The sequence below is a fragment of the Chelatococcus asaccharovorans genome (genome assembly GCF_003201475.1).
Taxonomy (GTDB): domain Bacteria; phylum Pseudomonadota; class Alphaproteobacteria; order Rhizobiales; family Beijerinckiaceae; genus Chelatococcus; species Chelatococcus asaccharovorans.
The window spans coordinates 20,100-33,232 of record NZ_QJJK01000021.1 but is presented as its reverse complement, the minus strand read 5'-3'; the positions used below and the strand labels follow the sequence as shown (position 1 = coordinate 33,232).

The window sequence follows — 13,133 nt, the reverse complement described above, 5'->3', positions numbered from 1 at the left end:
ATGCCGCACCCTCCGACATACGACGGCAATCCGCAGCAGCTTGCCCGCTGGCGGCCGGAGCATGATGCCCCGCCGAGCATTGCGGTCTGGGAGATCACGCTTCGTTGCGATCTGGGCTGCTGCCATTGCGGCTCGCGCGCCGCTCGCGCGCGGCCGGATGAACTGAGCACGACTGAGGCTCTCGATCTCGTGCGCCAGTTCGCCGATCTAGGCCTCAAGGAGGTCACGCTGATCGGCGGCGAGTTCTACATGCGCGACGACTGGGACCGGATCGCCGCCGAAATCAACCGTTGCGGCATGTTGTGCAGCATCGTCACGGGCGCGCGCCAAATGACCGCCGAACGGGTCAGTCGCGCCGTCGCGGCAGGGGTCGGGAAAATCTCGATTTCCATCGACGGGCTGGAACGGACCCATGACGCGATCCGCGGCTCCAAAGGCTCATGGAAGGCCGCGACCGCCGCGGCGCGGCGGATCAGCGACAGCGGCATCGATCTCTCGGTGAACACACAGATGAACCGACTCACCATGCCGGAGCTTCCGGCGGTGGCGGACATGCTCGTCGACATCGGCGCGCGAAGCTGGATGGTCATTCTAACGGCGGCGATGGGCCGGGCCGCCGATCATCCGTCGCTGCTGCTGCAACCCTACCATCTGCTCTATCTGTTCCCCCTGCTGGCCGACATCAAGCGTGAGAAACTCGATCCGAACGGGATCGCCTTTTTTCCCGGCAACAACGTCGGCTATTTCGGACCATTGGCGGAAACGCTCCGCTACGGCAGCGAGTTGGGTCACATGTGGGGCGGCTGCGGAGCGGGCGACTCGACGCTCGGCATCGAAGCGGACGGGCGGATCAAGGGCTGTCCGTCGCTGCCGACCTCCGATTATGTGCGCGGCAATATTCGCGAGCGCCCGCTGCGCGAGATCGCGGCAGAGCTCAAGCGGGAGAAAACGGAAGCTCCCACGCAATTGTGGGGTTTCTGCCAGAGCTGCCGATATGCCGCACGCTGCAAGGGCGGCTGTACCTGGACGTCGCATGTCCTGTTCGGCCGGCCGGGCAACAATCCATTCTGCCATTTCCGCGCGCTTACCATGGCCGAGGCCGGCTTGGTTGAGCGACTCGAGCCGGTCGCCGTGGCGCCGGGCAAGCCGTTCGACTTCGGACATTGCCGGATCGTGGAGGCACCGTTTGGGCCGGACATAGAATCTGATCCCCTCATCGGGATGACCAAGCTCAGTCAGGTCTTCGGTCTCAACGCTGGCGCTGCAGGTCTATGGTCGAAGCAGGAGTTGTCCAACACACTTGAATACAGACAATCAGACAAGACGTAAGCCCGCCGCCAGACATCATATGCCGCACAGCGCAGCGCTGACACAACCGAAGCAGGCGGTGGCGATATGCTTGAGTGAACCATTCAGAATTCTTCAGCCGAATTCACCCCAGCGGCCGTTTCAGAAGCCTATTCTTCCAGACAGTGAGAATCTGCAAAGGAAGTCGCGTCATGCACAATACCAAGCGAATCTTCAGCCTGGCCGCTGGCTCGGCGCTGATTGCAATTCTGCTGTCGGCGACATCTGCCTCAGCCTATACGGTTTCGGCGCCGACGACCTACGGAAATATTTCCGTCTATCTGATCCATGGCTCAAGCAACGACAAGGTCAGGCTGAATACGCTGGACCGCGCGCTCGAAAATGGCGAGGCGCGCGTGACTGTTAGCGAAGCCGGCGTCAGGGTGCAGAATTTTTCCGACACCGCCGTCTTCGTGCCGTTCGGAACCGTCCTCAAAGGCGGCGTTCAGGATCAGGTTGCGGGCGCAGATATGATCGTGCCGCCGCATTCGGAACCGCTCGATCTACCAACCTTCTGCGTTGATCCGTTTCGCGCGCAACCGCGTGCCGGCGAAAGCGAGGGGCTGCTCGTCGGCATCGGCACGACCATGCCGTCGCTCACCGCCAAACTGATCATGCTGACCAGTCCAGCCTCCCTGGACACCGGCCCGAACCTGCGCTGGTTGGGCGTGTGGTGGAGTCTTGACGCCATCAAGGCCCGCCTATCAAGCCGGTTCGGTCATCCTTTGACCCCGGCCAAACCGGCAAGCTGGACATTGACGGATAGTCCCAATCCTTCGACCCAACTCCGCGACCGTACAGGCGCGTGGGTCAACGGTCTGGCCCTCGACCTCGATGACGCGAGCCTTGCCGGGGCGGAACGTCCGATCACCGCCGCGCTTGCACCCTTGGCCAATTCGTCGCCCGACATTGTCGGCGCGGCCTTCGTCATCAACGGCCATTGGATCGGCACGCAGATCAACAGTTCGCATGCCTTGTTTGCGATGATCTGGCCGTCGCTGCTGCGCGGTCACGTCATCGAGAGCCTCGTCGAGGAGGGCAAGGTTCAGGTGCCGGTGCCCACCGCGAGCGAGATCGCAGCCACGATCGATCAGCCCTTTGAACCAGCGCAGGGCCAGGCCGTCAGTGGCATTCACAGAAAGAGATATGAAGGACCCAGGTATGGGAGACTCCTGATGCTCGGCCGCGACGATATTGCCGAAAGGAGAATTGCCGGATTCCTGAACGCCTATGAGCCGCGGCAGGACCAGGCAGCCGGCGGCATGACGATCTTCGATAGAGGATCGTCGATGATGACCAGAATCATCGCGGGAGGACAGGTGGTGCAGACAACCCTGTTGCCGAAGCGTGATCCCGCCATTGCAGCAGCGGACCCTGCCGAACTGATCCTCTCCATGCTCACCGCCAGCCAGATCGACGGCCGGGCGCTGCCACCGTTGCAAGAGACACCCTATCTCACTAGACGCACCGTTCTGGACCCGATGACCGGCCATAACCACGACGTCTGGAGCGTCGCCGCGCCGGCCCCCGATGCTCGGCGTGCGGACGGAGCCACCACGGCGCAATGGTCAGATGATGGGAGACGCCTCCCTTTGGCTGGTCGACGCGAAGCGCTTTTCAATTGAGCTGAAAATTAGAGAACTAAGGCTCGACGTGATAACGCAACTGGATCATTTCGCTGGTCGATGTCACGGCCACGCCGAGGCTCCGCGCGAGGTGCTGGAGCGCGGAGGGGAGATCGGTTGCTGCGGCAATCGCCTCCAGCATGGGCTCGGGCAGGGCATCGCCGGTGATGACGGCGACCAGAACCTGCGCTCCCGGTACGGCATCGAGCCGGGCATAGCGGGCGCGCACTGGATCGTTCTGTAGCGGATAGTAAAAGATGCCGTCAGTGCGGGTTTCGCGCCTGCGCAAGGTAGGGTGCAGGCGCTGCCAGCCGACGCGATCCTTGCAGAACAGGGCGACATGCCAATCGGGTTCCGCATCGAGCCGGATGATGACGGATTCGCCGTTCCTGAAGATGGGGACATCCACCTCCAGATCATCGGGGTCATAGATGCCCCGCGTTAGAGGGCGCAGTGTCGGACCATCGGCGCGCTTGCCGCCCTCGCCGATGATTTGCAGGCGGGGCGAGAACGGCGCGGAAAGGACGAGCGAGTCCCAAAGGCTCGGATGCGGCCGTTCGCCGGCCCGCGTCTTGAACTGCTGAAAATCCTCGAGTTCGAGGACTTCCTGAGACACGAAGAGATGGTCACAGACGCTGCCGATATGGCGGATCGGAATATGCGAGGGATGCGTGTACGGCGTGCCGTTCTTCCATCCCGAAACGAGCGGCGGCGCGACGCTCAAGGCCTTCGCCAGACCCGCATAGTTCTTGATGGAGGGATGATTGCTGAAAAGATACTGAAATTTCTCATCGAAATGCTTGATATGCACATCTCGCATCACCCATCTCCGGCCCGCTTTTCGATTCCGCCCGCGACAGCCCTGTTGCCGTCAGATCTCATGGCGCCGTTCCAACGCACGCGGCTGAAGGAACCATAGTTCACAAATCCACCGTTGCTTCCTTAAGTTTGTGCAAAAGCGCCGAAAACTCGGCGTGTGGCGGACGCGTGCATCCAGTCGTAGGTTCTTGGAGCCTGTTTGAAAAGAGTTCGTAACAGGTTGATGGGCCTTGTCCCGGATGCAATGCGGCGCGTAGCGTCGCTTTGCTGATCCGGGACAAGATAGGCTCTCATGATTTTTCAAACAGCCTCTGAGAAGAACGGCGAGGCCGTACCATGGCTGCTCGCCGGTTGCCGGCGCGCGAAGTCAACTCCGCCGTGAGGGCGGAGAAGATTTGCGCCCCGCTGGCGATTGGCTGCTCCGGATCACAATATTCGGCACGCGATTTTCGAGCGCTTCAACCTCGACGATTATCCGGGCGCTCAAGGCATAGGTCCGGCCGCCATGCTCGAAGCGGGCGAACTCAATGCCGGCCGGCACCGTAATCGTTTCGGCGACGGCCGCCGCCTTCTTCTCAAGTTTGCTGGTCGCGGCTCTGAACACCGCCTTCTTCTCAGGCTTGTCGGAATTGCCGAAACTGGCGCGAACCGCCGGGCTGAGGATGACTTTGGTATCGGACATGCTTGCTTCCTTTCAGACACACTTCGCCCCTGATGGCGAAGCGGCGGCTGAAGAAGCAGCAGGTCAGGTCATGCAAAAATCCCAGTCAATGACGAAACTCTACCATGCAGCCGGGGGCCTGAGCAAGGCGGCTGCCATAGCTTACGGCGTGATCTTGACCGGGCGCGGCCTCGCCAGTGCCGGATTGGTCTACCAGTGCGATGGGATCGGTCACTCCCTGCCGCTTACCATGCTCCGCCTGATCTCCATCAGAATTCGGCCGGCCCAGTTGCCGCCATTCCCGTCCGGTCCCACGCCCCAGAACGGTTCGCCTGGAGAATCCTCTATGAGTTCAGCATTTCCAGTTTCTAGCAGCATGGCGGCAAGATCGGCGTTCTGTTCGAATTTAGCGCGATCAGCCCGGCGCATGATATCGGCTTTCACATCGTGCCAATCCGACCGCGGCTCGCGGCCGTTGCGCTTGAACCAGGAATTCTGGGAGATCCGGCGCGGCGCCGTCGGCGGAGCGGCAAGACGCTTCGCAAAGCCTGGGCTCAGGGTGGCGCGTATCGCGTCCCGATAGTCCGGATCGTCCGACTTCTGCGCCTGATAGAAATGCTCCACCGTCGGCCATGTCTCGCCATCCAGATCGATTGGACTCGGGAAGAAATGCGAGAGGAATCCAAACGCCGTGCGGTCACGCCCGAAATAGAGAATGCGGCCATCCGCCGGGATGATGCGCGGGACGGTCAGGACAAAGGGCGCCTGAATTCTCATCGGTTGCCTCCTCGCGGGGGATCGCAGCCCGCAGTTCGCGCATGGTCGGCACGGTCAAGGTGAACCGGCGGGCGCCCGTGTACTCCGCAACTCACTTTTAATTGCCGGCGATCGGCCCCAGCAAAGATAAAGTACCATGGCTCAGCCGTATGCGGACAGAGGCCCGCTCGAAGTTCTGGTCAGGATCGGGTGTCTCAAAAGCTATGATCCTCGTCGCAATGGGCGGAAATCTTATCAGGCGAAACGCTCACCCGTGAATTGCCAACCAGGCTCTGAGTTCCCCAATACCAGACCAGCACCGCGAGCGTCACGACGAGTCCGCAAAAAGCTCCAAGAGTTTCTTGTGCAGTATTCATCCAGTATCACTCCATCAAATAGGCAGGCCCCGACGCTGGATTTCCTGTTTCAGCACCGCTTCGGACTCTGTCAAAACCAGCGGATTCAGAACTTCATTCCATTGCACAAGCAATTCCTCGTTGGTCATGACGGAGAACAACGCCGGAAGGTTGGGCGGATTATGAAGAGGCATAAACTCGATAGGGGTTGCAAACTCACCGCCACCATCGTCGAAGAGCGTCTGGGCTAGGCCCCCTGTCAACATGCACCGATGTGGGCCCTCATTCGCAACAACGCCGTGGTGCAAAACCGGCCCTTCCAGGAAGACGACGCCGGCCAGCGGCCATATCTCGGCAGCTTCGCAGACACCGGGGTCGATATGCCGAGGGATCAAAAGGTCCAGCCCATTCCAGTCTGACCAGAACAGGCCAACGGCCGCACCGGCACCTTTGACGCGTACGAAATAGAGCTTCGTTTGATCCGATGGTATGTCGTCGTCCATCGCAACTCCCCAGCAGCGAAATCTCTTTTAACGAATTTTGTGTAAAAAGAAAGACTGGCAATTTGGGCGCCCGCAAGAAAGGTGACTTTGACAAGGGGAGCGGTAGCGCGGATTGCGGGGGCGAAGATTTTGTTTGTAAAAGCCTGATCGGCGGCCGTCAGGACTGACGTCAACAAAACAATTGATAGCGCAATGCCACACCCGGCTGAACCGAGCGCGGCGGACCATGCCGTCGGCGCCCAGTTTCAGCAGGATGGTGCAACCACTTATCGCGAGGACCCAAATGGCCCGCTCGGTGGCCGTTGCAAGGTGGACAGCATTCGCAGGTTCACATTCGTAAGCCAGAGTCCAGCAAGCAAACCATGTCGGAAGCCGCGATCTCGCGCAAAGGCCCGTGTCGCGTCAGAAACCAGGACCAAAAATCCCTGCTTTCCGCAATTTGAAAAGGCGCTGCACAATGATGCAGGCATTTTGGTCATGCTCTGCAGTCAACACCCATAGCCCGCGATCACGTATACGCCTCCTAAGAGTATCTCAAGCCAGTCAACGGCGACAAGGGACCGTAGGTCTCGCGACAAAAGTCTCGACGAAACCATTATCGCACGGACCTTCGGCTGATTGACCTCCACCAGCCGAATGATAATTGGTCTGAATTGCCTCACTCGAAGCACCATGGGTTTCGATCGCTCTATGGTCAGCTATGTATCGAGGAGGAGCACCGACGCCGGCTTGCCGCAAACATCTTGCGCACAGAACCCCTCGCGTCAGCGCACAAACCAGCCTTTGGCTCCGCGCCATACCGATGGAACCGCTGGCATGGATAACCCGGCACCCGAGCCGAAATCGCTTGTCAACCAATACCAGGAGTGAGCGCAGGCTGGGGCTCCTGATGAACAGTTTTGCGTCGAAACTTGGAGAAATAGCATTGAAGGCATGGTTTCAGCGGCTGACAGATCTCACTTCAATTGCTCGCACGGAAGACATGCTCAAGGATGCGCTTCCCGACTTCGCCGCAGAGCTTGGATTTGACAACTACGCCTATCTCTATATTCACCCGTCCCGAACCTACGCTGTCTCGAACTATCCGAAGGAGTGGCAAAGGCGCTATTTCGAGGCTCGCTACACCTCGATCGATCCGGTCGTGAGAACTGCCGCGACGACGTTGCGTGCATTTGTCTGGAGCGGAGAGCACAGGCAGCGCTCGGAATCGAAAGAGATCCGCCGCTTCTATTCCGAAGCCGGCGACCACGGAATCCGTTCGGGCATCAGCATCCCCGTCCGCACGGCCCGCCGGCATATGTCGATGCTGACGCTCGCATCGAGCAGGCCCACGCTCACGCTGGAACACGACATTGACCAAATCGCGGCTGTCACTGCCGTCGCCTTCCTGCACGCCAAGATCGAGCAACACAGCACAACGCCGACGGCGCAGTTGAGCCTCAGCCTGACACCCCGGCAAGCCAACTGCCTCAAATGGTCTGCGGAGGGAAAATCGATGAAGGCAATCGCGACGATCGAGAACATGTCGTTCGCGACCGTCAACTTTCACCTCAACAACGCCCGTAAAAATCTCGATGCCGTAAGCCTCGCGCAGGCCACAGCGCTCGCGACAAAGCTCGGCCTGATCTGAACGGCGATCAGTCGGCCGGCATCTCCGGCACATGCCCGAGCACATCGAGCAGCGTCGACAGCACGGTCTGCTGCGCGTGCACGTCGATCATCGCCCTGACATAGGCAAGCATGGCGGCGTTGGGCGCGCCCTCCGGCGCGGGATGTTGACTGGCTTCCGCGTGTCGCATCTCGGCGACCTCACGGAGGTAACGATGTTTTCGGATCGCCTCGATAACGATTGGCTCCAGAGCGCTTTTCGGCAGCCCTCCGGTCAGCCCTATGATGGGCCTCAGTACTATCTTCGCCTGCGGCTCTGCCTGATCGTCCCCCGAATGTATCATCATCTCAAATCTACGTCGTGCGTCCGCGGTCCGCCCCCGCCGACAGAATCCTGTGACCCCAAGCCGGGGGGTAGAAAACCGTGTCCACACGGCCCCATGACCTTTAGCACCGAGGCGCCTGGACATACGTCACAGGCCCCCGGCCAAATGGTCAGAGGATGTGGTGCCGTTGCGGCCGGCACCAACCGGTAGACAGGGGTTTCTACTCCCCGGGACGGCGCGTACCGTCTTGATTCGCTTATAAGGCCACGGCCTCTTCAACGCCAGAGCTAACGTCCCGATCGGGATGAATTTCGCCACTTTTTGCTCATGCGGATCAAATCATCCCGATCAGTTCTTTTCGTTGCGCAGGCCGCGAGCGAGTGCCATAATCATCCCGATAGGGACGATCATGCAGGCGACTGGAATCAAGGACAGTAAAAGCCTCGGGGCAATCATCCGAGAGGAACGCAAAGCCCAAAGACTGACACAGGAGCAACTCGCCGGCCTCACGGGCGTCGGCGTCCGGTTCGTGCGTGAGCTCGAAGCCGGCAAGGAAAGCTGTCAGATGGGCCGCGCCCTCCAGGTCGTGGCCGCCCTCGGCCTCAGCCTGTCGGCCGGCCGGCGCGGGGACGCGGCTTCATGAGCCGTTTGCTCGACGTCTATTTCCGCGACGCGAAAGCTGGAACCCTGAAGCAGGACGATAGCGGAGCCTTGGATTTCGCCTATGACGCGGGCTATCTCGCAGGGCCGGAGCCACAGGCGATCTCCTTCTCCATGCCGCCCCGGGAAGATCAATATGGCGATCGCGTCGTTCGACCGTTCTTTTCCGGTCTCTTGCCGGACGAGGGCGCGCGTCAACGTCTCGCCAGCGCGCTTGGCGTTTCCGCCGGCAACACATTCGGTCTGCTCGAAATCATCGGCGGCGAGTGCGCCGGCGCCCTGTCGCTCTATCTTCCCGGCCAGATGCCACCGCCTCCAGGCGATGACGGCATCGAGATTCTCGATGATAGACGATTGCGGGAGATTCTCGGCAAGTTGCGCGAACGGCCGCTTCTGGGGGGCGAGGACGGCGTGCGCCTGTCGCTTGCTGGCGCGCAGGACAAGCTCCCGGTCGTCGTCGAAGGCGAGGCCATCGGACTTGCGAAAGGCGGCCGGCCCACGACGCACATCCTGAAGCCCGTCATTCCGTCGCTGAACGGCGTCGTCGAGAATGAGTTGTTTTGCATGCGCCTCGCCGCGCGCACGGGGATTCCGGTCCCGAAGACCGCGATGCGGCGTGCCGACGACATTCCGTTTCTGCTGGTCGAGCGCTACGACCGCATCCAGGGAAAGGACGGAATGGTCGCACGGCTGCATCAGGAGGACTTCTGCCAGGCTCTGAGCGTGCCCCCGGAGCTGAAATACGAAGACGAAGGCGGCCCTGGCGCGAAGCGTTCGCTGGAGCTGATCGATGCGGCCTGCGCGCGCCCGGCCGCCGACCGCCTGCGTTTCATCCGCATGCTGGTCTTTCATTATCTCGTCGGCAACGCGGACGCCCATGCGAAGAACTACGCGCTGCTCTACAGAACGAGAGTCCCGGATGTCGCCCCGCTCTACGACGTGGTATGCACGGCGGCCTATCCAAGGCTCGCCGGGAAGCTGGCAATGGCTATCGGCGGGCGCTCCGTTCCCGACACGATCCAGTTGCAGCATTGGCTGACGCTCGTCCCGGAGACGCGCGGCGCCGAGCGGCTCCTGATCCGTGATCTCGCCGATGTGGCCGGGCGCATAGAACAGGAGGCGGATGCGTTGCTCGCCGAGATCAATGACGAAGGCATCGATCACGCAATTCTCGGAACAGTCCGCCACGTCATCGCGACGCGCGCCACTCATCTTCTCAGGATCGTCGAAAAGGAATGAATTGCTTGGGATCGTCTCCTCGCACGATCCCGCCGATGCCCGGCGGTTCGATATCGTACCGCACAGTCGAGGTTTGCAGAAGCCGGGGAATCTCTTCGGCAACCACTCCCATTCACCGAGAGAAAAGCATTGCCTCGCATTGACATTTTACGTGAATTGCGTAAATTGCGCGAAATTGAAAGGATACGCTCATGCCGCATGTTCGGGCCGTCCCTGCCAGCGATTTCTCGCGGAATTTTGGAAAGTATCAGGACGAGGCGATCAAAACCGGCATCATCAACGTAACCAGCCATGGCCGCGTTGTTGGAGCCTACCTCTCGGCGACCGAGCTGGAGCATTTCGAGCGCCTCAAGCGAAGGGAACGCGAGGTCCTGAAGATCGGCGAACTCGACGATGAAACGCTCGCTGCGATCGAAGCTGCCGAGTATGGCTCCGAGCCCAGGTGAGTATCCCGACACCGAAGCCCGGCCTCGTCATCCGCTACAGCTTTCTCTGGAGCTCGGAACGCGAGCGGGGTTCTGTCGAAGGGGCGAAGGATCGACCCTGCGCAATCGTGGTGGCAGTCCCTCACGGCGACGACGGACAGATTCGCACTGTCGTCGCACCCATCACGCATAGTCCGCCCGAAGATCCCCGCACATCGCTGGAAATACCGGCCGCTGTGTGCCGGAGTCTGGGACTGGATGGCGCGCGGCATTGGGTGCGGTTCGACGAACTGAACCGCTTCACGTGGCCTGGCTATGATCTCAGGCCCCGACCGGATGGGTCTTATCAATATGGGATGCTGCCGCGCGCCCTGTTTGAGAAGCTCCGCAATGGAATTATCGAGGCACAGAAAGCCCGACGTGGTCGCGTTGTTCCCCGCGATGATTAGGGTTGCGCGAGACACGCCTGCCATCCCGTGGGCGCAAGCAGCAATCAATCACGGCGAGCTCGACCGGTTGGCGCCGATGCCCGACAGATCGATGCGGATGCCCGACTTATTGGGATCGCCGCTCGTCGGCTCCTGCGGCTGAGATGACCGCCCGGCCTCGGCCGGTTGAGGCATTTCCTTTTCCTCCTTGACCTCCGGCGGTTTCGGGCCGCCCGGATCGGGCGCGGTGAACACCGATGTTCCCTCGAACCGGCCACGCTTCCAGGCATCGATGGCATCGTCGAGAACCTGCGGCATGACCTCCTCGGCCGTCGGCCGGCCATACCATTTCCAGACGATCCGCCAGACCTTGCCGAACAGGGCGGTGCCCATGCGGATGTTCTTGCAGGAATCGAAAAGATCGGCCGACAGCTCGGACGGGTCGTTGACGCCGACGCCGGCGGGAAACTGCGTGACGCCGACGCGCACGACGGCATGGCCGACCTGGCTGCGAACGAGCTCGAGCGCTTCTTCTGGCGTCTTGACCGGCGGCACGAGGATGATGCGATCGCCGCTGCGGACGATCACGGCGAGCGGATCGGGGGATCCCGCCGCCTTGATGAACGTCTCGATGATCGCGGGCTTCAGGGAAGGGTCGGCGCATTTCTGGATGAGGTCAGCATCGAGAGCCATGAGCGGATTCCTGCTTAACGGTTGAAGGCGGTGACGAGGGGAAGGTCGAACAGCCGCGCCCAGGCTTCGGTTGCCGCGCGCTGAATCGCCGGAACGGATGTGCCGGCGGCCCACCATCCGTTGGCGATGGCGACGATCGTGTCCGGCCGATGCAGCATGGATTGCAGGACAGGCCAGACCAGAAGCTGCTCATAGCAGATGAGCGGCACAACCCGGCGGCCGGCAACCTCGACGACGGGATCGGCGAAGAAGGTCGCCCCCGCGCCGCCGTTTTCTCCGAGCCATGCCCGCCAGGGCTGCCACATCGACACCGGCACGGGCATTCGCGAGCGATAGAGGATGGCAGCGCCGCGCGCGCCGACCGCCACCATGACATTGTCGTAGCCTGCCGGATCGATGTCAGCCCCACCGGCAACCACGGTGACGTCGCGACCGGCAAGCGCATCGGTCCAGAAGCGCGCGACGGTCGGTGTCAGCAGGCCCAGTGTGCTTTCGGGGAGAACAACGACCTTCGCACCCGCGCGTTCGCGCTCGAGCACCAGCTCAACAAGGGCGTGGTGCTGATCGAGGGCGTTGCCCTGTCCGAGCGAGGCGCTCAGCGACGTGTCGATACCCTGCCATTGATCCGTCGGGGACGGGAAGGTCCAGGACATCGCCGACCAGAGCCAGGCGCATGCAAGGACGAAGGTCGCGACAGGCCACAGGCGCATCGTCATGGCGGCGAGGCCAACCACCGCTGCTCCCAGCCCCCACCATCCCCAACCGGGAAAAAGGACGCCGGCGGCCGTGATCGGATGCGCCCATCCGACGATGCCGAAGGGCGGGATCGCCATCAGCGCGACGGCGATCAGATACCGGATGGCGATCCAACGCCGGCGTCGGCTCCACAGCGCGGCATGGACCGCCACGAAGCTGATGGAGGCGGCAAACCAGAGCAGGATGCCGGCCCAGACCGTCGTGCCGAAGAAGGTGGCGACGCTCTGCGGCAGGCCGCGCGAGGCGGCCAGAAAATATCCGGCCGCCACCGCCGCGGCCGTGATGCGGCTTTTCGATCCCGCCCAAAGCGCCGGAAACAGCATCGCGAGGGGCATGGCGAGCACATGGCCGCTCCAACCGATCCAGCCAACGACAACGGCCGCGACCACAAGAAGAAGGGCGAAGGGACGATCAGGGATCGAGAACAAGGACCGGTCGCGCCAGCCCGAGAAGACCGGCCTCCGGGACCGGCCCGAAATACCGGGAATCATAGGAACCTGCGAAGGATGAGTGAAGAAAGATAAAGCCGGGAGGAACGACACCGCCCGCCCAGGGCGAAAGCAGCCTGCCTTGCCCATCGACGGGACTGAGACGCGAGCGGGGCAGGGACACACCATCGATCTCGACGTCCGCGCCGATGACGACAACGGCGCCGGAACGCGCGACGATCGTCTTGATGAGCGGGGCCGAGCCGCCGTCACACGGCCCGCGCCGGAAATATCCGCGCTCGAGGCCGAAGTCGGAAACCGGCCCGGGCGGTGGGCAGATGAAGACGAGATCGCCGACAGCGGCCGGCCGATCGAGCGGCGCGATCCGCCAGAGCCCGAGCGGCTCGCTCGGCGTCAGATTGAGGCGCAGGCCGCCGAGCCAGGCGATGCCGGCAACCGCCGCCATCATCATGCTCGCCCCCACCAGAACCGCAACGACCTGC

Annotated in this window: 15 protein-coding genes; 6 read left to right on the top strand and 9 right to left on the bottom strand. The window is 61.8% G+C overall.

Annotation, left to right across the window (positions count from 1 at the left end; genetic code table 11):
* Together C7450_RS31505 and C7450_RS31500 are read left to right on the top strand one after the other, a co-directional pair.
* Positions 1–1,329 carry a radical SAM/SPASM domain-containing protein gene (locus C7450_RS31505; RefSeq protein WP_068184797.1) on the top strand — a complete coding sequence of 443 codons (1,329 nt, stop codon included), beginning with the start codon at positions 1–3 and terminating at the stop codon, positions 1,327–1,329.
* Between the two features lie 170 nt (positions 1,330–1,499).
* The gene (locus tag C7450_RS31500) at positions 1,500–2,972 is read left to right on the top strand and encodes an ARPP-1 family domain-containing protein (protein WP_068184800.1); all 1,473 of its coding nucleotides are present in this window, start codon (positions 1,500–1,502) and stop codon (positions 2,970–2,972) included.
* Positions 2,973–2,988: 16 nt separating this feature from the next.
* On the opposite strand, the gene C7450_RS31495 is transcribed toward C7450_RS31500, so the two are convergent.
* From C7450_RS31495 to C7450_RS31480, 5 genes are all read right to left on the bottom strand, one after another.
* Positions 2,989–3,792 carry a hypothetical protein gene (locus C7450_RS31495; RefSeq protein WP_068184802.1) on the bottom strand — a complete coding sequence of 268 codons (804 nt, stop codon included), beginning with the start codon at positions 3,790–3,792 and terminating at the stop codon, positions 2,989–2,991.
* A 366-nt stretch (positions 3,793–4,158) separates the two neighbouring features.
* On the bottom strand, positions 4,159–4,473 hold the full coding sequence (locus tag C7450_RS31490) for a hypothetical protein (RefSeq protein WP_068184805.1): 315 nt from the start codon (positions 4,471–4,473) through the stop codon (positions 4,159–4,161).
* Between the two features lie 210 nt (positions 4,474–4,683).
* The gene (locus C7450_RS31485) at positions 4,684–5,229 is read right to left on the bottom strand and encodes a riboflavin biosynthesis intermediates N-glycosidase (protein ID WP_068184808.1); all 546 of its coding nucleotides are present in this window, start codon (positions 5,227–5,229) and stop codon (positions 4,684–4,686) included.
* A gap of 194 nt (positions 5,230–5,423) precedes the next feature.
* Complete coding sequence (locus tag C7450_RS34225; protein ID WP_170147544.1) at positions 5,424–5,585, bottom strand: hypothetical protein; 162 nt, start codon at positions 5,583–5,585, stop codon at positions 5,424–5,426.
* A 14-nt stretch (positions 5,586–5,599) separates the two neighbouring features.
* The gene (locus C7450_RS31480; protein ID WP_068184811.1) at positions 5,600–6,067 is read right to left on the bottom strand and encodes a hypothetical protein; all 468 of its coding nucleotides are present in this window, start codon (positions 6,065–6,067) and stop codon (positions 5,600–5,602) included.
* Between the two features lie 802 nt (positions 6,068–6,869).
* On the opposite strand from C7450_RS31480, the gene traR reads away from it, so the two are divergent.
* Positions 6,870–7,697 carry an autoinducer-binding transcriptional regulator TraR gene (traR, locus tag C7450_RS31475; protein ID WP_245450279.1) on the top strand — a complete coding sequence of 276 codons (828 nt, stop codon included), beginning with the start codon at positions 6,870–6,872 and terminating at the stop codon, positions 7,695–7,697.
* Positions 7,698–7,704: 7 nt separating this feature from the next.
* Here the strand turns inward: traR and C7450_RS31470 are convergent, their stop codons facing one another.
* Positions 7,705–8,019, bottom strand: coding sequence for a transcriptional repressor TraM (locus C7450_RS31470; protein WP_245450283.1), 315 nt, complete (start codon positions 8,017–8,019; stop codon positions 7,705–7,707).
* 391 nt (positions 8,020–8,410) lie between these two features.
* Here C7450_RS31470 and C7450_RS31465 point away from each other — a divergent pair, with 391 nt between their 5' ends.
* From C7450_RS31465 to C7450_RS31455, 3 genes are all read left to right on the top strand, one after another.
* Positions 8,411–8,644, top strand: a complete 234-nt coding sequence (locus C7450_RS31465) for a helix-turn-helix domain-containing protein (protein WP_068184816.1) — start codon at positions 8,411–8,413, stop codon at positions 8,642–8,644.
* The gene (locus C7450_RS31460; RefSeq protein ID WP_068184819.1) at positions 8,641–9,900 is read left to right on the top strand and encodes a type II toxin-antitoxin system HipA family toxin; all 1,260 of its coding nucleotides are present in this window, start codon (positions 8,641–8,643) and stop codon (positions 9,898–9,900) included. The genes C7450_RS31465 and C7450_RS31460 overlap by 4 nt, the downstream gene beginning before the upstream one ends.
* Positions 9,901–10,091: 191 nt before the next feature.
* Positions 10,092–10,346: a type II toxin-antitoxin system Phd/YefM family antitoxin gene (locus C7450_RS31455; protein ID WP_061027572.1), complete on the top strand. Its 255-nt coding sequence runs from the start codon at positions 10,092–10,094 to the stop codon at positions 10,344–10,346.
* A 476-nt stretch (positions 10,347–10,822) separates the two neighbouring features.
* Here the strand turns inward: C7450_RS31455 and C7450_RS31445 are convergent, their stop codons facing one another.
* From C7450_RS31445 to traF, 3 genes are read right to left on the bottom strand one after another with little or no spacing between them, the layout of a single operon-like run.
* Positions 10,823–11,446, bottom strand: a complete 624-nt coding sequence (locus C7450_RS31445; protein ID WP_068184822.1) for a TraH family protein — start codon at positions 11,444–11,446, stop codon at positions 10,823–10,825.
* A gap of 14 nt (positions 11,447–11,460) precedes the next feature.
* Complete coding sequence (locus tag C7450_RS31440) at positions 11,461–12,630, bottom strand: conjugal transfer protein TraB (protein WP_245450278.1); 1,170 nt, start codon at positions 12,628–12,630, stop codon at positions 11,461–11,463.
* Complete coding sequence (gene traF / locus C7450_RS31435; protein ID WP_068184825.1) at positions 12,614–13,102, bottom strand: conjugative transfer signal peptidase TraF; 489 nt, start codon at positions 13,100–13,102, stop codon at positions 12,614–12,616. The genes C7450_RS31440 and traF overlap by 17 nt, the downstream gene beginning before the upstream one ends.
* Positions 13,103–13,133 lie beyond the last annotated feature (31 nt).